General features: G+C 73.0%; 16 protein-coding genes and 2 pseudogenes. 12 read left to right on the plus strand and 6 right to left on the minus strand.

All coding sequences use genetic code 11. The features are described from left to right. Window positions 1–367 precede the first annotated feature (367 nt). Complete coding sequence (locus tag ABZ719_RS26010; protein WP_366727578.1) at window positions 368–1,639, plus strand: cytochrome P450; 1,272 nt, start codon at window positions 368–370, stop codon at window positions 1,637–1,639. Here ABZ719_RS26010 and ABZ719_RS26015 read toward each other — a convergent pair. Next, entirely contained in the window at window positions 1,616–2,563 is a 948-nt protein-coding gene (locus ABZ719_RS26015; RefSeq protein ID WP_366727579.1) for an NAD-dependent epimerase/dehydratase family protein, read from the minus strand. The two genes, ABZ719_RS26010 and ABZ719_RS26015, sit on opposite strands and share 24 nt — an antisense overlap. A 164-nt stretch (window positions 2,564–2,727) precedes the next feature. Between ABZ719_RS26015 and ABZ719_RS26020 the strand changes: the two genes are divergently transcribed. From ABZ719_RS26020 to ABZ719_RS26045, 6 genes are all read left to right on the plus strand, one after another. Continuing rightward, window positions 2,728–3,417 (plus strand): ScbR family autoregulator-binding transcription factor, encoded by a 690-nt coding sequence (locus ABZ719_RS26020; RefSeq protein WP_366727580.1) that lies wholly within the window; start codon window positions 2,728–2,730, stop codon window positions 3,415–3,417. A gap of 704 nt (window positions 3,418–4,121) precedes the next feature. Then, window positions 4,122–4,682 carry a hypothetical protein gene (locus ABZ719_RS26025; RefSeq protein WP_366727581.1) on the plus strand — a complete coding sequence of 187 codons (561 nt, stop codon included), beginning with the start codon at window positions 4,122–4,124 and terminating at the stop codon, window positions 4,680–4,682. A 206-nt stretch (window positions 4,683–4,888) separates the two neighbouring features. After that, entirely contained in the window at window positions 4,889–5,731 is an 843-nt protein-coding gene (locus ABZ719_RS26030; protein ID WP_366727582.1) for a DUF4097 family beta strand repeat-containing protein, read from the plus strand. 103 nt (window positions 5,732–5,834) lie between these two features. Then, window positions 5,835–6,830: an ATP-binding cassette domain-containing protein gene (locus ABZ719_RS26035; RefSeq protein ID WP_366727583.1), complete on the plus strand. Its 996-nt coding sequence runs from the start codon at window positions 5,835–5,837 to the stop codon at window positions 6,828–6,830. After that, window positions 6,827–7,621: an ABC transporter permease gene (locus ABZ719_RS26040; protein WP_366727584.1), complete on the plus strand. Its 795-nt coding sequence runs from the start codon at window positions 6,827–6,829 to the stop codon at window positions 7,619–7,621. Before ABZ719_RS26035 ends, ABZ719_RS26040 begins: the two co-directional genes overlap by 4 nt. 380 nt (window positions 7,622–8,001) lie before the next feature. After that, the gene (locus ABZ719_RS26045; protein ID WP_366727585.1) at window positions 8,002–8,436 is read left to right on the plus strand and encodes a nuclear transport factor 2 family protein; all 435 of its coding nucleotides are present in this window, start codon (window positions 8,002–8,004) and stop codon (window positions 8,434–8,436) included. A gap of 260 nt (window positions 8,437–8,696) precedes the next feature. On the opposite strand, the gene ABZ719_RS26050 is transcribed toward ABZ719_RS26045, so the two are convergent. After that, window positions 8,697–9,668, minus strand: a complete 972-nt coding sequence (locus ABZ719_RS26050; protein ID WP_366727586.1) for an Lrp/AsnC family transcriptional regulator — start codon at window positions 9,666–9,668, stop codon at window positions 8,697–8,699. Between the two features lie 209 nt (window positions 9,669–9,877). On the opposite strand from ABZ719_RS26050, the gene ABZ719_RS26055 reads away from it, so the two are divergent. From ABZ719_RS26055 to ABZ719_RS26070, 4 genes are all read left to right on the plus strand, one after another. After that, entirely contained in the window at window positions 9,878–10,468 is a 591-nt protein-coding gene (locus ABZ719_RS26055; protein ID WP_366727587.1) for an NADPH-dependent FMN reductase, read from the plus strand. Window positions 10,469–10,572: 104 nt separating this feature from the next. Further along, on the plus strand, window positions 10,573–11,541 hold the full coding sequence (locus ABZ719_RS26060; RefSeq protein ID WP_366727588.1) for an MBL fold metallo-hydrolase: 969 nt from the start codon (window positions 10,573–10,575) through the stop codon (window positions 11,539–11,541). Window positions 11,542–11,584: 43 nt separating this feature from the next. Beyond that, entirely contained in the window at window positions 11,585–11,962 is a 378-nt protein-coding gene (locus tag ABZ719_RS26065; protein WP_366727589.1) for a nuclear transport factor 2 family protein, read from the plus strand. 82 nt (window positions 11,963–12,044) lie between these two features. Next, window positions 12,045–13,241, plus strand: a complete 1,197-nt coding sequence (locus tag ABZ719_RS26070; RefSeq protein ID WP_366727590.1) for an NAD(P)/FAD-dependent oxidoreductase — start codon at window positions 12,045–12,047, stop codon at window positions 13,239–13,241. Window positions 13,242–13,448: 207 nt separating this feature from the next. On the opposite strand, the gene ABZ719_RS26075 is transcribed toward ABZ719_RS26070, so the two are convergent. From ABZ719_RS26075 to ABZ719_RS26090, 4 genes and pseudogenes are all read right to left on the minus strand, one after another. Beyond that, on the minus strand, window positions 13,449–14,375 hold the full coding sequence (locus ABZ719_RS26075) for a VCBS repeat-containing protein (protein ID WP_366727591.1): 927 nt from the start codon (window positions 14,373–14,375) through the stop codon (window positions 13,449–13,451). A 273-nt stretch (window positions 14,376–14,648) separates the two neighbouring features. Further along, window positions 14,649–16,001 carry a glycoside hydrolase family 3 N-terminal domain-containing protein gene (locus tag ABZ719_RS26080; protein WP_366727592.1) on the minus strand — a complete coding sequence of 451 codons (1,353 nt, stop codon included), beginning with the start codon at window positions 15,999–16,001 and terminating at the stop codon, window positions 14,649–14,651. A gap of 370 nt (window positions 16,002–16,371) precedes the next feature. Then, a pseudogene (locus ABZ719_RS26085) lies at window positions 16,372–16,839 on the minus strand (TetR/AcrR family transcriptional regulator C-terminal domain-containing protein); the annotation flags it as partial. A gap of 318 nt (window positions 16,840–17,157) precedes the next feature. Then, a pseudogene (locus ABZ719_RS26090) lies at window positions 17,158–17,388 on the minus strand (TetR family transcriptional regulator); the annotation flags it as partial. 135 nt (window positions 17,389–17,523) lie between these two features. On the opposite strand from ABZ719_RS26090, the gene ABZ719_RS26095 reads away from it, so the two are divergent. Beyond that, the gene (locus tag ABZ719_RS26095) at window positions 17,524–18,663 is read left to right on the plus strand and encodes an NAD(P)/FAD-dependent oxidoreductase (RefSeq protein ID WP_366727593.1); all 1,140 of its coding nucleotides are present in this window, start codon (window positions 17,524–17,526) and stop codon (window positions 18,661–18,663) included. The last annotated feature ends 1 nt before the right edge of the window (window position 18,664 follow it).

Here is an 18,664-nt window from a genome sequence, read left to right on the forward strand (position 1 = left end):
GACGCCTCAAAGATACGGACCCACCGGTTTTTTGGTGAGGGCTCAAGGTAAAGGATTTCCCAAGTGTGCGCGCCGGTGACTGAAGGCACGGCTCCGTTTGCAGTGGTTCAAGGGCGCAACTTTCCGGCCCGCACCTGGGAGAACGGGGGGCTCTGTGCCCGGGGGTCGGGGGAGAGGGGGTATTTGCCCCGGGATCGGCCGAGTGCGGGGGTCCTGGTTGTTCTCCCGTGCACCGCACTCTTGCAAAACCGGTCGTCTGGTTTGTTATGGTTCCGCCGAAGTACCGATGGAGGGCCCCGGCAGAGTGCTACGGTCGGGCCGCCGTCGCCCCTGATGTCCTGCGGATCTGGCTCTCTGGAGACAATCGATGACCCGTCAGCAGCAGTGTCCGTACGCGATCGACCCGTCGGGCCGGGACATCCACGGGGAGGCGGCCCGGCTGAGCGCGCGAGGGCCCCTCACCCGGGTCGTCCTGCCCGGCGGGGTCGAGGCCTGGTGGGTGACCGGGCAGGAGACGATCAAAAAACTGCTGATCGACCCGCGCATCTCCAAGGACGCCTACCGGCACTGGCCCGCGTGGATCAACGGCGAGATCGGCGAGACCTGGCCGCTGGCCATCTGGGTCTCGGTGCAGAACATGGTCACCGCCTACGGGGACGACCACAAGCGCCTGCGCGCCCTGGTGGCCTCGGCCTTCACCACGCGCAGGGTGGCCCGGCTGCGGCCCCGCGTCGAGGAGATCACCCGGACGCTCCTGGACGAACTCGCCCGTGCCGACGACGGCCGGCCGGTCGACTTCCGCGGCCGCTTCGCCCACCTGCTGCCCACCCGCGTGCTGAGCGAACTGTTCGGCATCCCCGAGGAGTTCCGCGCCTCACTGCACCGGATCATCAGCGGCTTCTTCGACACGACCGCCTCCATGGAAGCGGCCCGGCGCAACCAGGTGGACCTGTACCGGACGATGGGCGACCTCGTCGCGATCAAACGGGACACCCCCGGCGAGGATCTGACCAGCAGCCTCATCGCAGCCCGGGACGAGACGGACGGCTCCCGGCTCAGCGAGAAGGAACTGGTCGACAATCTCATCCTGCTGTTCACCGCCGGCTACGAGACCACGGTGAACCTGCTCGACAACGCCCTGTGCCTGCTGCTGGCCAACCCCGAGCAGCTCGCCCGCGTCCGGACCGGCCGGGCCGGCTGGGCGGACGCGGTCGAGGAGGCGCTGCGGGTGGAGGCACCGGGGGCCAACGGCATCCTGCGCTACGCCGTCGAGGACGTGGCCGTGGGCGACACGGTGATCGGCAAGGGCGAGCCCCTCGTCATCTCCTTCGCCGCGGCCGGGCGCGACCGCGCCGTGCACGGCGACGACGCGGACCGCTTCGACGTCACCCGCGCCACCCGTCGCGAGCACCTCGCCTTCGGGCACGGCACGCACTTCTGCGTGGGCGCCCAACTCGCCCGCATGGAGGCGGAGATCGCGCTGCGCGGCCTGTTCGACCGGTTCCCGGACGTCGCCCTCGCGGTACCGGCCGGGGACCTGCGTCCGCTGGGTTCCTTCATCTCCAACGGCCACCGGGAGGTTCCGCTGCTCCTCGGCCCGCAGCGCTCGGGGGACTCAGCGGCCGGCGTGCACGGCTGAGCCCAACTGGTCCCGGTACCAGGGCAGATGACGGGCCAGTCCCTCGGCGGGTTCCGGGCCGAGGTCCTGGCCCAGCAGTCGCCACAGGGACGAGCCGGCGAACCAGTGGTCCGAGGTCAGCATCTCGAGGTGGTGCAGCGCCTGCGGGTGCTCCCGCAGCCGGGCGCGGGCCCGCTCCGGGTCCAGCGGGGCGGCGCCGTCCGTCCCGAGCACGCCGCCCACCGCCTCCATGAGGACGGCGCCGGGCACCGGAACCGGGTGGTTGACGTGGTGGGCGCCCGCCAGGTCGAGGTCCGGGCTCGCGAGCGCGGCGCCCACCACGGCCCCGGCCAGGGCCGACACCTCGACGGCCGAGTGCACACCGGCGCCCGCGACCGGCGCCCCCAGGTGCCGGACCAGCAGGGCCAGGCCGGGGATCACCCACCGGTCCCCGGTGCCGTAGACGAGGTGCGGGCGCAGGACGGTGCCCCCGGCCGCGAGGACGATCCGCTCGGCGGCGGCGCGGGTGGCGCTGGTGACGGACCGGGGCCGGACGGCCAGTTCGTGCGGCTCGGCCCCGCGGAAGGGGCCGCGGCCGTAGACGGCGGCGGTGCTCACGTACACGATGCGGCGCACGCCGTGCCGCCGGGCGTCGGCGACCAGGGCCGCCGTGCCCGCCTCGTTGACCGCGCGCAGCTCCGCCTCCTCACCGCCGATGCGCGAGGCGCAGTGCACCACCGTGTCCACGCCCCGGCACAGCCCGTCGACCGAGGCCGCGTCCCCCAGATCGGCGCGGACCACCCGCACCCGGTCCTCGTCGACCGCCGCCAGGTCCCCGCGGTGGCGGACCAGCCGGATCCGTATGTCCGGGCGGGCGAGCGCGGCGCGCACCACGTGCCGTCCTATGAAGCCGTTCGCCCCGGTGATGAGAAGATGCTGCGACATGCGCGGGCCCCCTGTCGGTCCTGGACATCCTTGCCGCTCCCGGCCGCGCGGAGTCCGCGGCCTCCCGGCACTGCTTGTGAAAATACGGACTACCTGGTTTTGTTTCCAGGGGGGAACGGGCAGTGAGGCGTTCTCCGCCAGGCAGCAAGCGCGTAGGAGGAGTCGTGGCACAGCAGGAGCGTGCGATCCGTACCAGGCACGCCATCTTGAAGGCCGCCGCGTCCGTTTTCGACGAACGCGGCTACGAGGCCGCCACGATCGGCGAGATCCTGACCCGTGCCGGCGTCACCAAAGGGGCGCTGTACTTCCACTTCCCCTCGAAGCAGGCGCTGGCCGAGGGCGTGCTGAGCGCACAGTTCGCGGAGGTCTCCCTCGCGCCCAGGGTGTGCAAGCTCCAGGAACTGGTGGACACCGGGCTGCTCACGGCGGACCGGATGCGGCGCGACCCCGTGGTCAGCGCCGCCGCCCGGCTCTCGCTGGGCCAGGAGATGCGCACGCTCTTCGGCGGCCAGGCGGTCACCCTGTGGATCGGGACCACGGAGAAGGTGCTCCAGGAGGCGAGGGCGCAGGGTGAGCTGCTGCCGCACGTCGACCCGGCGGCCAGCGCCTGGGTCATCTCCGCCGCCTGGACCGGCGTGCAGGTCTACTCCCACACGCTGAGCGACCGGGCCGACCTGGTGGAGCGGGTGGTGGCCCTCTTCGAGCACCTGCTGCCCAGCATCGCCGTCCCGGCCGTGCTGAGCCGTCTGATCGTCACTCCCGAACGCGTCGAGGAGGTCGTCCGCGAGACCGAGCGGCGCGCGGGGAGAGCGGCGGAGGACCGGGCCCCGGAAGTCGCCGGCGCCCTTGACTGACATACCGGGCGTGCTGTTTCCCGCTCGCCGGCCCGCGCAGCGGCTCGGGAGCCGCGAACGAGATGGGTGCCGGGCTCACGGCACCCGGCAAGCATGCCCGCGGCGTTGCCGAAAGGTCCGGACAGTGCCGCCACGGGGAACTTCCGGCGCCGTGCGCTCGCACGTGCCGGACGCCGCGCGCTGATCGGACGCCCCTTTTGTTCGCGGCTCTGAGCCCTCGCCGGCCGGTCCTCGCCGGGCTGGCCCTCGCCGCGTTGGCTCTCGCCGCATCGGTCCTCGCCGGGCCCCTGCGGTGCGCATGAAGTCCGGGCGGGCCGGGGCCCCTTCGCCGTGCGCGGCCCCGCCCACGACCGCTTCCCTCGACCCGGCGGGCCGGGCAGTCACCACGCGAGCACCCCGGTCACCGGACGAAGCCGTGACCGGAGTGCTCGCGGTGCGCGAGGAACGCTTTGTGGCGCCGACGGGTGCCATCTGGTGCCACCTGACGCCACACCCCGGGCCGTATGGCGCCAGATGGCACCAGATGGCGCCACTTCGCGTGGGAGTTACGCCAGCGAATTGCTTCACTACCCCTCAAGCTGGGCCTGTTCCGGGTGGGATTCCTCCTAGTCGATCCCGAGATGTACCTGGATTGCCTCGCGCGTGAGATCGCGCCCCGCCCTGTGCTGTTGCGCATGGCGCCATATTGGTGCCATGATGGCGTCATGGACCTCACCCCGTATGTCGACACCCTTCGCCGCGAACTCATGGTGGCCGCCGAAGCCGGCGGGGACGACGCCCGTGAGCTGGCCGAGCGGCTCACCACTCCCCTGGAGTCGGCGACCCGGCTGACCATGCTCAACGTGCTCTCCGCCGCGACGGACGAGATCACCCGGGAACTCGCCCCGGGCTCGGTCGACGTACGGCTGCGCGGGCTCGACCCCGACTTCGTGGTGACGCTGCCGCCCGCCGCCGGCGCCCCCGTCGAGGTCGTCGCCCCGCCGGTCGAACCGGTCGTGGCCCCCGTGCCCGCCGAGGGCGACGAGGGCGGCACCGCCCGCGTCAACCTGCGTCTGCCGGCCCACCTCAAGGCGCGCGCCGAGGAGGCCGCGAGCCGTGAGGGCCTGTCGGTCAACGCATGGCTGGTCCGGGCCGTGGCGGCCGCGGTCGACGGCGGCCGGCCGCGCACGACGGAGAGGACCCGCACCACCGCGACGACCGGCACCACCGGTACCACCAGAACGACGGAAACCACCGGGCAGAGCTTCTCGGGCTGGGTGCGCTAGCCGCACCGCCCGCCCTGCCCCGGCACGGCCCTTCGTCCCGCACGGATCTTCGGTTCGCACGGCCTCTCCACCCGCACGGCCTCTCCACCCGCACGGCCTCTCCACCCGCACGGCCTCTCCACCCGCACGACCGCACGCGCACCACTTCACCCCGCACCGCGCCCACCTGCGCGGATGCCTCCAGGACTCATGAGGACGGTACAGCCATGCCTTCTTTCGACACTCCCGGACCGATCGCGGTGACCGCCCACGTGGGCGCCGGCTCCGTCCAGTTCACCGCGGGCGACCGCACCGACACGGTCGTCTCGGTGCGGCCCGGCGACCCGAAGCGGGACAAGGACGTGCGGGCCGCCGAGCAGACGGAGGTGGCCTACACGAACGGTGTGCTGACCGTCAGGACGAAGGAGCGCCGGTTCATCGGACCGAGCGGCGTCGTCGGGGTGACGGTCGAGCTGCCCGAGGGCTCGGACATCGACGTGACCGGCTCCTGGGTCCAGGTGCTCGGCGAGGGCCGGCTCGGCGAGGTCCGCGTGAAGACGTCGGTCGGTGACGTCCGCCTCGACGCGACGGGGCCGCTCCGGCTGACCTCCTCGCACGGCTCGGTCACCGTGGGCCGGGTCGAGGGCGCGGCCGAGATCACCAGCAGCTCCGGCAGTGTGCGCGCCGGGCTCCTCGACGGCCCCGCCGTCCTGAAGAACTCGCACGGCACCACCACCGTCGAGGCCGTCACAGGGGAGCTGCGCGTCAGCGGCGCCAACGGTGACATCGACGTCCGGCGCGCCGGGGACTCGGTCACCGCCACCACCGCGAACGGCACGCTGCGGGTGGGCGAAGTGGTCCGCGGCGAGATCCAGTTGAAGACCTCCTACGGTGCCATCGAGGTCGGCATCCGGGAGGGCACCGCGGCCTGGCTCGACGCCCGCTCGGACTCCGGGCAGGTGCGCAACAGGCTCACCTCGTCCGATGCCCCGGCTGAGACCGAGGAGACCGTCACGATCCACGCCCGCACCCGGCACGGCAACATCGACATCGTCCGCGCCAAGGCCTGACCGTCCTGCGAGCCCCGGCTCCGATCCGGCCACTTCTCCCGCCGCTTCAGTTTCTCCCGCCACTTCAGCCTTCGAAACGGAGGGCTCCATGCCTTCTTTTGTCATGCCCATGCACAGGCAAGGGGGCGACGACCCCACGCCGGCCGCCGTCAGCGCCGTCGGTCTGCGCAAGTCGTACGGCGACAAGGTCGTCCTCGACGGCATCGACCTGCGGATTCCCACCGGTTCGGTGTTCGCGCTGCTGGGGCCGAACGGAGCCGGCAAGACCACCACCGTGCAGATCCTCTCCACCCTCATCACCGCCGACAGCGGACGGGCCCAGGTCGCGGGCCACGACGTCACCGCCTCCCCGGACGGAGTGCGCGCCGCGATCGGCGTCACCGGGCAGTTCTCCGCCGTGGACGGGCTGATCACCGGCGAGGAGAACATGCTCCTCATGGCGGACCTGCACCACCTGTCCAAGCGGGAGGGGCGGCGCGTCACCGCCGAACTGCTGGAACGGTTCGACCTCGCCGACGTCGCGAAGAAGCCCGCCTCCACCTATTCGGGCGGCATGAAGCGCCGCCTCGACATCGCGATGACGCTGGTCGGTGATCCGCGGATCATCTTCCTCGACGAGCCGACCACCGGACTCGACCCGCGCAGCCGCCACACCATGTGGCAGATCATCCGCGCGCTCGTCTCCGACGGCGTCACCGTCTTCCTCACCACCCAGTACCTGGAGGAGGCCGACGAACTCGCCGACCGTATCGCGGTGCTGAACGACGGGAAAATCGCCGCCGAGGGCACCGCCGAGGAACTGAAGCGGCTCGTCCCCGGCGGGCACGTGTGCCTGCGCTTCTCCGACCCGGCCGCCTACCGCGGCGCCGTCTCGGCGCTGGGCGAGGTCACCCGGGACGAGGAAGCACTGTCGTTGCAGATCCCCAGCGACGGCAGCCAGCGCGCCCTGCGTTCCGTCCTCGACCGGCTGGACGCCGCCGGCATCGAGGCGGACGAACTGACCGTGCACACCCCCGACCTCGACGACGTGTTCTTCGCCCTGACCGGCGCCACCGACCAGCCGAGCCTGCCCGACCAGCCGAAGGAGAACGTCCGATGAGCGGCTCTCTCTCCCTTGCCCTGCGCGACTCGTCCACGATGCTGCGGCGCAACCTTCTGCACGTCAGGCGCTACCCCTCCCTGACGCTGAACCTGCTGCTCACGCCCGTCATGCTGCTGCTGCTCTTCGTCTACATCTTCGGCGACGTGATGAGCGCCGGCATCGGGGGCGGTCACGCGGACCGGTCCGAGTATCTCGCCTACCTCGTCCCGGGCATCCTGATGCTGACCATCGGCGGCACCGCGATCGGCAGCGCGGTCTCCGTCTCGATGGACATGAACGAGGGGATCATCGCCCGCTTCCGCACGATGGCGATCCACCGCGGCTCGGTGCTCATCGGGCACGTCGCCGGCAGCGTGCTCCAGTGTGTGACGAGCGTGGTCCTCGTCGGAGCCGTGGCGGTGGCCATCGGGTTCCAGTCCACCGACGCCACCGTTCTGGAGTGGGTGCTGGCGTTCGGCCTGCTGGTGCTCGTCTCCCTGGCGCTCACCTGGATCGCCGTCGGCATGGGCCTGTCCAGCCCGAACGCCGAGGCGGCCAGCAACAACGCCCTGCCGCTGATGGTCCTGCCGCTGCTGTCCAGCGCCTTCGTGCCGCTCGACGCGATGCCGGGCTGGTTCCGGCCGTTCGCCGAGTACCAGCCGTTCACCCCGGCCATCGAGACCCTGCGGGGCCTGCTGCTCGGCACCCCGATCGACGACAACTGGTGGATCGCCGTGGCCTGGTGCCTGGGTCTGACGGCACTCGGATACCGCTGGTCGAAGGCGACGTACGAACGCGCCGCGAAGTGACCGCGACGACCCGGGGCGAGCGCCGCGACCCCCTGTGACGGCGGGGCGCTCACGGGGGACCGGCGGGCCGGGAGCGGCGTACCGCGACATCATTGTCGGGGCACGCCGTTTCCGCGTTCGCGAGACGGTCTCGTCGCGCCGGCCGCCGCCGGCCCGCCCTTCGGCGGAACGGCCTGGCGGTCACCGGCAGGACGGCACTGGTGACAGGCGGCCCGCGAGGGACCGGTCGGTCACCGCGCGACGGCCGGCCGCGCCGGGCACGTGCGCGGCGATGCCGGGGCGTACGCGGTACGTACGGAGCGACCGCCGCCGCCGTGACACACGTGTGCCGGTCCGGCGCATCCGCGCTGTGTGTGTTCCCGTCTCCTATCCTCACGTGTATGAAAGCCACCACAGACGTCCAGGCCGTCACCAACCTGATCGCCCGGTACGCGGAACTGGTCGACACCGGAGACTTCGCCGCGGTCGGGGAGTTGTTCGCCGACGCCGAGTTCCTCGGGAGCGGCGCGCCGGTCCGGGGCGCCGAGGCCGTGGAGAAGATGCTCCGCGACTCGGTGATCCTCTACGAGGACGGCACCCCGCGCACCCACCACGCCACCACCAACATCGCCGTCGAGGCCGACGAGGAGACCGGCACCGCTACCGCCCGCGCCTACGTGACCGTCTTCCAGAGCCTGCCCGGCCTGCCGCTGCAACCCGTCGCGGCGGGCCGCTACAACGACCGCTTCGCACTCCGTGACGGCGAATGGCGCTTCACGGAACGCCGGGTCCGGATCCATCTGGTGGGCGACGTGAGCCGCCACTTGCGCACCTGAACCGGCCGGGACCCGTCCGGCGCGGGGTGTGTGAGGCGGCAGTCACTCGCCCCGGCCCGGCCGGACGCTCGCGGGCCGTGGCAGCCACCCGGTGGTTCAGCGCTGCGGACAGAAGGGGGCCCGGCGGGCCGCGCCCGGCACGCACCCTCGCGCAGTTGCCGAAAGGCCCTGCCAGCTCCGCTGCAAGGATCCTTCGGCGCCTTGCGATCGCACGCACCGGGCACCGCCCGCTGACCGGAACCCGCTTCTGCTCGCCGCTGTCAGAAGCCGGGGCGGGTCAGGCCGGTGCGTTTGGCCGTGGCCAGGACCGGGGTGGTCTCGATGGCGGTGACGTGTGCCATGGCGCCGATGGTGTCGGTGAGGAAGCGGTAGAGGGCGTCCAGGTCGGTGGTGGTGACCATGACCAGGAGGTTGGCGGGTCCTGTGGTCGCCGCGGTGAAGCGCACCGCCGGTTCCCGGCTGAGCCGTTCACCGGCGGCCTGGAGGGCGCTGGGTGCCACGGACAGCCACAACTGGGCCTTGGTGCGCAGGCCGAGCAGGGCCAGGTCGGTCTCCGTGACCAGGCGCACCGTGCCGTCGTGCAGCAGCGCTTCCAGCCGGCGCCGGACGGTGCGGGGCGTGGTGCCGGTCCGCGCGGCGAGGGTCGCGTAGTCGGCGCGGGCGTCCTCCGTCAGGGCCCGGACGAGCGCCAGGTCCGCGGACGGCAGGGGATCGGGCGGCGGGGAGCTGAGCGGGAACGGGCGTACGCCCAGGCGTGCCGCCTCCTCGTCGCCGAGCAGCCGGGCACCCCAGTTGAGGGAGGCGGGGAAGACCCGCAGCAGGGTGTGGGACGTCCAGTCGTGGACGGCGGCGGTGGCCGGCAGATCGCGCAGCAGGAGCCGGTTGCGTTCCTCAGTGCCGTCCAGGAAGACGATGGTGCTGATCTCGTCGCCTCCGCCGAGGATGTCGACCCACAGGGTGTCGCCGCGCCGCGCCAGCGTGGAGGCGACCGTCCGGATGCGGTCGGGGCGGCAGCGGATGCGCAGGGCCATGGGCACCAGGTGCGGGAAGCGGATCGGGTTGCGCTCCGCGGTGGCACGCAGCGTGCCGTCGGCGTACAGCGGGCCGGCGCGGCGGACCACGGTGCGTTCGGACAGGTCCAGGCAGGCGGCGACGTCCCGCCAGGAAGCGCGCGGGGAAGCGATCAGGGCGGCGGCGATCCGCTGGTCCGTCTCATCGAGGCTCTGGCGCACAAGCGGCACTCTATGCCGTCCGCATGGCGCATGATCGGCCTTCTGCGGGGTCTTTCTGGCGCGGTTCCGCCGCGACGCCCAGGATGGATCACATCGGGAGCCCGCCCGCACACCCGGCTCACACACACCCCGGTGGACACCCGCCCGCTCACACCCACCCCTGCACCCCTTCCCGGGCCGCCCTCGGCCCGGACCGTGGAGGAGACCCCATGACCCACCTCGACGTACTCGCCCTGTCCGGGAGCCTGCGCCGCGACTCCCTCAACAGCGCCCTGCTGCGGGAGGCCGAACGCCTCGGCCCGCGGCTGCGTTTCGACCACTACGACGGCCTCGGGCGGCTGCCGCACTTCAACGAGGACCAGGAGCACCCCGCACCCCCCGCCGTCGCCGACCTGCGCCGCCGCGTCCAGGACGCCGACGCCGTGCTGATCGCCACCCCCGAGTACAACGCCTCCGTCCCGGGCGCGCTGAAGAACGCCCTGGACTGGCTCTCCCGCCCGGCGGGGGACGAAGGCCCGGCGCTGACCCTCAAGCCGGTCGCCGTCATGGGGGCCTCCCCCGGCCCGTTCGGCACCGTCCGCGCCCAACTTGCCCTGCGGCAGGTGCTGCACAAGATGAACGCCCGCGTCGTGCAGCAGCCCGAGTTCCTGCTCTTCCAGGCCCACCGGCAGTTCGGCGAGGACGGATGCCTCCCGGACGGCTCCCCGGCCCAGCGGCTGCTGTGCGACGTGCTCGACGCCCTCACCCTGCTCGCCGCCGGTGAGACGGACCGGCACCGGACGGCCGCGACCGTCCACTGACCGCCGGCTGCCCCGCGCACCAGCCGACGTCCGCCCCAAGAAGCTGAAGCCCATGGCCCCGTGAAGAAGCCGGCGGGGCCGAGCAGAAGAGGAAGTACCCCACCATGGACCCGCACCCAGCACCGCACCCCGCCGGGCACGTCGCGCATCCGGCACCGCACCCCGCCGCGCGCCCCGCGGCCCTCAACCGGCAGTCCGCCGTCCGGTCGCTCGTGCTGGGCGACGTGCGAGTGACCTACGTCGTGGACGGCGCGATGGCCATGCTGCCATCGGGCTTCTTCCCCGGCGTTCCCCGGCAATACTGGGACGCGCACCCCGAACTGCTCGACGAGAGCGGCCGGGTGCCCATGTCCGCGGGCGGCCTGCTGGTCGAACGTGACGGCCGCCGCCTGCTGATCGACGCCGGGCTCGGGCCCGTGCGCGGGCCGGTCCGCGTCTCCGGGGACCTGGTGGGACACAGCGACTGCGGCGCACTCCCCGCGACGCTCGCGGCGCTCGGACACGCACCCGAGGACGTCGGGGCGGTCGCCTTCACCCACCTGCACGTCGACCACACCGGCTGGGCGTTCACACCCGGCAGGACGCCGGACAAGTGGGAGAAGACCTTCCCTCGGGCCCGCTACCTCGTCGCCGCCCCGGAATGGGCCCCGCACGACTGCGGCACCACCGTGCCGGGCGCCCCGGAGGCGGACGTCCTCACCCGCATCGGCGCGGACCACACCCCGTTCGACGACGGCGACGAGATCTTTCCGGGTGTGCGCGCCCTGATCACCCCGGGCCATTCCCCGGGACACACCTCGTACGTGATCGACGCGGCGGGCGAGCGGGTGATCGTCCTCGGGGACGTGTTCCACGCACCGGCGCAGCTCACCCACCCCGACTGGCCCTCACGCCCCGACATCGACCGAGCCGGGGTGAGGGCCGCCCGCCGGCGCCTGACGGCGGAACTCGGACAGCCGGGAACGATCGGCTTCGCGTTCCACTTCGGAGACCAGGCGTTCGGACGTCTGACCGGCACCGGCTGGGCGCCGGTCGCGGCACCGGCGCTCCTGCCGGCCCCGAGGACGGTATGACCGAGGCGCCACGACCAGTGACCGCGGACGACATAATGCGGCCATGGACCGAGCAAGCGCACGGAAGTTCGTGGACTCCTGGGTGACCGCGTGGAACGCGCACGACCTGGACTCCCTGCTCGCGCACTTCACGGACGAGGTGACGTTCCGGTCGCCGGTGGCCGCCCAACTGCTCGGCGGGGACGGGGTGATCCGGGGCAAGGACGCGCTGCGCGCCTACTGGACGGAAGGCCTGCGCCGCATCCCCGATCTGCGGTTCGAGGTGGTCGGCAGCTACGTCGGCGTGGACTGCCTGGTCATCAACTACCGCAACCAGAAGGGCGGCCTGGTCAACGAGGTGCTGATCTTCGACGGCCCGCTGGTCGCCGAGGGGTACGGCACCTACCTGGGCGAGGACGCCAACCCGGCCGGAGCCCGCTGAACCGGCCGTTCCCGGACGCGGGCGCGTCGGCGCCGCCCGGGCGGGTAGGACCCGGGGGACCGGGCGCAGGAGTGGGGGAGACATGGCAGCGGTTCGCGTACTCGTCATCGGCGGCGGGATCGCCGGCACGGCGACGGCCCTGGCCCTGCACAAGGCGGGGTACGACGTCACCGTCCACGAGGCGCATCCGGACGCGGCGGAGGACATCGGCGCCTTCCTGACGCTCGCCGGGAACGGCATGCGCGCCCTCGCGCAGTTCGACGCCGCCGCCGCCGTCACCGCGATCGGCTTTCCGCTGACCTCGATGCGCGTCCTCGACGCGGCCGGGGCCGAGTCCGCGCACGTACCGCTGGGCGACCCAGGCGACCCCCTGCTGCGCTACCGCTGCCTGCGCCGCGGGGAACTCAACGCCGTCCTCCAGGCGGAGGCCGCGCGCCGGGGCGTCCCCGTGCGCCACGGGGCCCGCCTCACCGCCGTCGAGGACGGCGCGGACGGCGTCACCGCGCACTTCGTCGACGGCACCACCGCGACGGGCGACCTGCTCGTCGGCGCGGACGGCGTGCACTCCACGGTCCGCCGCACCCTCGCCCCCGCCGCCCGGCCCGTCTACGCCGGCCAGCGGGTCTTCTACGGCTACACGCGCACCGCGCCCGGCTCCCCGGACGCGGCCTGCATCACGATGGTGCGGGGCAGCACCGCCGCGTTCGGCCACACCACGTCACCCGCCGGGGAGACGTACTGGTTCGCGCGGGTCAGCGACCGGCCGCTGTCCGCAGACGCGATCGACCGGGGCACCCCCGGCCGCTGGCGCGACCTGCTCGTCCCCCTGCTCAGCAAGGACCCCACCCCGGTCGCGGACATCGTCGCGGCCACCGGCGACGAACTGATGGTGACCAACGCGACGGAACTCCCGGCCGGCACACCCTGGCGCTCGGGCCGGATCCTGCTGGTCGGCGACGCGGCCCACGCCGCCTCCCCGGCCACCGGACAGGGCGCCTCGATGGCCCTGGAGGACGCCGTCGTCCTCGCCAAGTGCCTGCGCGACAGCCCCGACCACCCCACGGCGCTCACGCTCTACGAGTCGCTGCGCCGCCCGCGCACCGAGCACAACACGACCGTCAGCGGCAGCATCTCCCGCGGCACCCACACCCCCTCCCCGGCCGGCCGGGCGGCGAGCGGGCCAGGGAGCCCCGGCGCGGACGCGCTCGCCCGCCTCCTGGACTGGAACACCGACATCCGCCACCAGATCCCCGGGCCGGTCGAGGAGCCCCGAGCCTAGCCAGTGCTGTGACCGGAAAGGTGTGCGATGCTCCCCCACTGCCCGAACGGCGTGGGAGGTGCCCCCACCCCAGTGCCGGACATCGCGAGCTTCCCGGCAAACCTTTCCGTTCGCAGCACCAGGGACGGAGACGCCCGCACATGCCGAACGGGCCGCCCCCCGCAGGGAACGGCCCGCTCGGACACCCCTCACGGGGCGGTGTGCAGATCAGTACAGGATGCGGTAGGTGTTCCAGCCCGCGTTGCCGATCTTCACACGCGACGCGTAGGGCGCGGACGCCTTGCCGGTGCCCTTGTACAGCCACAGCGCGCCGTTCTTGTCACGGGCGAGCAGGTCGGTGATGCCGTCGTAGTTGATGTCACCGACGGAGATCAGGGCGTTGTACGTGTTCCAGCCGCTGCCGATGCGGGTGCGCGCGGCGAAGGGGGCCTTGGAATTGCCGGTGCCCTTGTAGAGCCACAGCACGCCCGAGGAGTCCTTGGCGACGATGTCGTCCTTGCCGTCGCCGGTCAGGTCGCCCTTGCCCGCCAGGTCGGTGTAGGCGTTCCAGCCGCCGCCGACCTTGTAACGCGAGGTCAGCTTTCCGTTGCCGTAACCCAGGTAGAGCCACAGCACGCCCGAGCTGTCGCGGGCCAGCAGGTCCTCGTAGGAGGCGCCGCCCAGGTTGCCCGTCGAAAGCACACGGTTGTAGATGTTCCAGCCGCCGCCGACCAGCACCGACGAGGAGCCCCACTTCGTGTAGTGGAGTTCGCCCGCGGTGACGTCCCAGATGCCGTCCGACTCGCCGTCGAGGTTCTGGTCGACCTGCGTGATGAAGCGGGCGTCCTGCCAGCCGTTTCCGGTCGGCTGGCGGGAACCGAGCCCACCCTTGCCGTCGGGCCCGTAACCGTACAGGTTGCCCTTGCTGTCCATGCCGTACACGGCGTTGACCTGGGCCGCCTTGAACTGTGCAGTGACGCTGTACTTCGCGGCGCCCGACGCCTTGGCGGCGGCGGTGACCTGCGAGGCAGACCGTCCGGGTGCGTCGGCGGCGAAAGCGGCGGTGGTGCCGGTCGCCACCAGCGCGGCGGTGACCGCCGCAACCGTGACACGCGCCGCGGTACGACGCGTGTTCAGGCCGGAGCTTTTGGCCACGTGGGTCCTCCAGTTGATCATGGGGGCCGGATGACGGGCCGCGGTGCGGCCCGGGAAGATCCGGAGATACTCCGCGATCTTTCCACAGCTCCCTCACGCATCAACCGGGATTTCTCCCTGTGGGCGAAGTGGTACAGAAGCGGGACAGAAGCGCAACATGAGCCGTACAACCATTCCCGCGCTCACGGTTGCCGAAGGCGCGCCGGCTCCCACGGGTTCCGCGGGCGCGCCCGTGCTCCTGGCCCCGCCTCCGGTTCCGGGATGCCGCCCCCGTCATCCGCAGTCCAGCAGGCCCGCCTTGTGCTTGGCGTCGAGTATCCGGTGCACGGAGGCGTCGACCTTGGCGCGGAAGGAGGCGTCCTGCTTCATCCGGCTCTGCACGGCCCGCGTCATCTCCGGCACGATGGACGGCCGTATCGTCAGGACCATGTCCCCGCCGGCCGCGATGAAGTCCACCGCCCGCTGCGCCGGGGTGAAGGACCGCACCGCCACCGCGTCACCGAGGTCGTCGGAGATGACCACGCCCTTGAAGTTCAGGTCGTGGCGCAGCAGTTGGTCGATCACCGCCGGGGAGAAGGCCGCCAGGTGCTTGGCGTCGATCTTCGTGTAGACGGCCGAGGAGATCATGACGAAGGGCGAACCGGCCTGGATGCCGGCCCGGAAGGGTTGCAGCGAGGCGGACTTGGCGGTCGTGACCGAGTCCACCACGTTCGCGGTGGTGTCCGTGTTGCCCAGCACCTGGCCCAGGCCGGGGAAGTGTTTGAGCGTGGTCATCACCCCGGACTGCGCGAACCCGGCGGCGAAGGCGCCGCTGTGCGAGGTCACGGCGGCGGGGGTGTGACCGTACTCGCGGTGGAAGTAGCCGATGGGGCGGTTGCGGGTGCCCAGGCTCGCGGGAACCACGTCGGCGATCGGAGCGAGGTTCAGGTCGACCCCGGCGGCCTTGAGCTGCTTCGCCCAGTCGGCGGCCCGGGTGCGCAGGGTCGTGGTGCTCCAGCCGCCCTGGGTCAGTCCGTCGGGCATGGCCGAGAAGCCGGGACCGCTCAGCACCTGCACCTGCCCGCCCTCCTGGTCGGTGGCGACCACCATGCCGGCCCGCCGCCCGCCGACCTGGTCGGACTGGGCCCGGATGCCGTCGACCAGTTTCCGGGTCGCCGCCGTACCGGCGGTGCTGCGGCCCGTCAGCATGACGGAGCCCACGTGCTGGTCGCGCAGGGTGCGCACCTGGGACGCGTCGGGGTGGGCGGCGGAGATCCCGCCCATGAAGAGCTGCCCGACCCGCTGGGCCGTGGTCATGCCGGAGTAGTAGTCGTTCACACACTGAGCGGCCCTGGCCGAGGGCAGGGCACGGGGGGTGCTCCGGTGGTCGCCGAGGGTGGCGCCCTGGCTCCTGGCGGCGGCGGGCGGGTCGGCGGCGGTGCGGCCCGCGCTCGACGGTGGCGTGCTCTGCGTGCCGCGGGCGGTCGGGAGCCCCGTCGGGGAGCCGGGGGCGCTCGTCGAGCCCACGGCGCCCACCTGGGCGGAGGTCCCTCCGCATGCCGTCGCCGCGAGAAGCAGGGTGACCACGGGGACCGCGGTGCGCAGGGCGGCCCGGTGGCCCCGGGTGCGTCGGACACGTGCCGGCATGACTTCTTCTCCCGCCTTCGACGTTCTCCGCACCGCACCAGGGGTGCGGGCGGGGCGTGCCGGCGCGTCCCTCACGCGGACCGGCGCGCCTCTTCCGTCCTTCACACGGTACGTCGCCGTCCGACGGCTCACACCTGCCCACCGGTCGGCGGGGCCGGCGGCGGTCCGGCTCACCTTCCCGGCGGGCCGGCCGGCGATCCGCCGGGGCCGCTCCCGCATCAGCGCCTGCCCGGAGTGCGCGGCGGGGCGCGGGCGTGCGCGCGGGCGACTGCGCGCGGGCGCCGGGGAGCGGCGGCCGGGCGCGCGGCGGCCGGTGCGGGAAGGGCCTGCTCGCCGGGCGGCCGGCGCGCGTGCCCGGGGCGGCAAGGGCCTACTCGCCGGGCGGATGCAGCGCGGTGATGCCGGCGAGGACGAGACCGAGCCCGGAGAGGAACTGCTCGCGGTCGTCGTGTCCGGGCAACTGGGCCGCGACGGCCCGGGTGAACGGGTAGTCGTCCGGGTCGAGTTCCTCCCACGCCGCCGACACGCTGCCGAGGAACTCGGCGCGGTCCGGGACAGGCTCGCCGGCCTGGGCGCCCGCGGAGTTCGCGGCGTTCTGGCCGGCGGCGCCGAGGACGTAGTGCACCAGCGCCGAGGTCGCCGTGAACCAGCCGGCCTCGGGCACGCCGAGCGCGGCGACCTGCCGGCCGATGCTTTCGAAGATCCGCGGGGTCACCGATCCCCAGGGGTTGCGGGAGAGTTGCAGGGCGAGTTGCGTGGCGAGCCAGGGGTGTTCCTCGATCGCGTCGAACAGGCCGAGCGCGACGGCCCGGATCGCGTCCTGCGGCGATCCGGCGGCCGGGGCCGCCGCACGGGGGCCGCCCGCCCCGGCGGGCCGGGCTGCCTCACGAAGTCCGCCCGACCCGGCGGGCGCGCCGGCCGCGTCGGAGCCGCCAGGCGCATCGGCTCCCGCAGGTGCACCGCCCACGCCGGGTCTGGCAGGCGCACCGGCTTTCGCAGGCGCGCCGGCCGCGTCGAACCCGGCAGGCGCGTCGGCTTCGGCAGGCGCATCGGCTTCCGCAGGCGCACCGCCCAGGCCAGGTCCGCCAGGCGCACTGCCCAGGCCGGGTCCGGCAGGCGCGTCGGCTTCCGCCGGCGCGCCGGCTGTCCCGGGGCCCGCGGTCAGGGCGGTGGTGACGACGGCCTCCGTGGCGGCGCCGAGCAGTTCCTCCTTGTTGGCCACATGCCAGTAGATCGCCCCGGGGCCGGTGGCGAGGCGCTCGGTCAGCGCCCGGAACGTGAGCCCGTTCTCGCCGGCCGCGTCGAGCAGGTCGACGGCGGCTTCGACGATGCGCTCCCGGGAGAGCGCCTCCGTGCGCCGCTGTGACCGGCGCGTCCGCGTTGCCATGGCCGCCATCTTGACACGCCTGGAGCACCGTTCCAGCATTGGAACGCCGCTCCAGAATGGAACGGCGTACCAGAACGCCCGGCCGCCCGGACCTGCCCGCGGCCCGCCGAACATCCATAGGAACGAGGAACCACGATGCGCACTCCCGTCACGATCGTCGGCGCGGGCCTGGGCGGCCTCACGCTCGCCCGCGTGCTGCACGTCCACGGCGTCCCGGTCACCGTCCACGAGGCCGAGTCCTCCCCGGCGGCCCGCGCGCAGGGCGGCCTGCTCGACATCCACGACCACAACGGGCAGCTCGCCCTGGAGGCGGCCGGCCTGACGGACGAGTTCCGCGCGCTGATCCTCGAGGGCCACCAGGCGATGCGGATCCTCGACCGGGACGGCGGCGTGCTGCTCGACGAACCCGACGACGGCACGGGGGGACGCCCCGAGGTGCGGCGCGGCGAACTGCGCCGGATCCTGCTGGAGTCGCTCCCGGCCGGCACGGTCCGCTGGGGCAGCAAGGCGAGCGGCGTCCGTTCCCTGGGCGGGGGCCGCCACGAGGTGGCCTTCGCCGACGGCGGCACGGTCGTCACGGAACTGCTGGTCGGCGCGGACGGAGCCTGGTCGCGCGTCCGGCCCCTGCTGTCCGGCGCGGTGCCCGCGTACACGGGGACGTCCTTCGTCGAGACGTACCTGTACGACGCCGACGAGCGGCACCCGGCCGCCGCGAAGGCCGTCGGTGCAGGGGCGATGCTCGCGCTCGCCCCGGGGAAGGGGATCCAGGCCCACCGGGAGGACGGCGGCACGCTGCACACCTATGCGGCGCTGTCCCGGCCGCTGGACTGGTTCGCCGCCGCCGGCTTCCCCGACGCCGCCGCGGCGGTCGCGCGGATCGCCGGGGAGTTCGCCGGCTGGGCACCGGAACTGACGGAACTGATCACCGGCGGGGACACCCCGCCGGTGCTGCGCCCCCTGTACACCCTGCCGCCGGCCCACAGGTGGGACAGGGTGCCGGGGGTGACGCTGCTCGGCGACGCCGCCCACCTCATGATCCCGTCCGGCGAGGGCGCCAACCTGGCCATGTACGACGGCGCCGAACTCGCCAAGGCCCTCGTCGCGCACCCCGACGACACCGAGGCCGCGCTCGCCGCGTACGAACGGGACCTGTTCCCCCGCAGCGCGGGGGAGGCCGCCGAAGCCGTACGCCTTCACGAACGCATGTTCGGCCCCCGCGCACCCCGCAGCCTGTTCGAGATGTTCACGGGAGAGGAGCGGGCCGGTTCCGCGTGAG

The organism is Streptomyces sp. NPDC006743 (genome assembly GCF_040703815.1).
Taxonomy (GTDB): domain Bacteria; phylum Actinomycetota; class Actinomycetes; order Streptomycetales; family Streptomycetaceae; genus Streptomyces.

What these genes read in the sequence shown, in the direction of transcription:
- ABZ719_RS26010 (WP_366727578.1), top strand. Translation starts at nt 368, where the DNA reads ATGACCCGTCAGCAGCAGTGTCCGTACGCGATCGACCCGTCGGGCCGG.
- ABZ719_RS26015 (WP_366727579.1), bottom strand. Translation starts at nt 2,563, where the DNA reads ATGTCGCAGCATCTTCTCATCACCGGGGCGAACGGCTTCATAGGACGG.
- ABZ719_RS26025 (WP_366727581.1), top strand. Translation starts at nt 4,122, where the DNA reads ATGGACCTCACCCCGTATGTCGACACCCTTCGCCGCGAACTCATGGTG.
- ABZ719_RS26030 (WP_366727582.1), top strand. Translation starts at nt 4,889, where the DNA reads ATGCCTTCTTTCGACACTCCCGGACCGATCGCGGTGACCGCCCACGTG.
- ABZ719_RS26035 (WP_366727583.1), top strand. Translation starts at nt 5,835, where the DNA reads ATGCCCATGCACAGGCAAGGGGGCGACGACCCCACGCCGGCCGCCGTC.
- ABZ719_RS26040 (WP_366727584.1), top strand. Translation starts at nt 6,827, where the DNA reads ATGAGCGGCTCTCTCTCCCTTGCCCTGCGCGACTCGTCCACGATGCTG.
- ABZ719_RS26045 (WP_366727585.1), top strand. Translation starts at nt 8,002, where the DNA reads ATGAAAGCCACCACAGACGTCCAGGCCGTCACCAACCTGATCGCCCGG.
- ABZ719_RS26055 (WP_366727587.1), top strand. Translation starts at nt 9,878, where the DNA reads ATGACCCACCTCGACGTACTCGCCCTGTCCGGGAGCCTGCGCCGCGAC.
- ABZ719_RS26060 (WP_366727588.1), top strand. Translation starts at nt 10,573, where the DNA reads ATGGACCCGCACCCAGCACCGCACCCCGCCGGGCACGTCGCGCATCCG.
- ABZ719_RS26065 (WP_366727589.1), top strand. Translation starts at nt 11,585, where the DNA reads ATGGACCGAGCAAGCGCACGGAAGTTCGTGGACTCCTGGGTGACCGCG.
- ABZ719_RS26070 (WP_366727590.1), top strand. Translation starts at nt 12,045, where the DNA reads ATGGCAGCGGTTCGCGTACTCGTCATCGGCGGCGGGATCGCCGGCACG.
- ABZ719_RS26080 (WP_366727592.1), bottom strand. Translation starts at nt 16,001, where the DNA reads ATGCCGGCACGTGTCCGACGCACCCGGGGCCACCGGGCCGCCCTGCGC.
- ABZ719_RS26095 (WP_366727593.1), top strand. Translation starts at nt 17,524, where the DNA reads ATGCGCACTCCCGTCACGATCGTCGGCGCGGGCCTGGGCGGCCTCACG.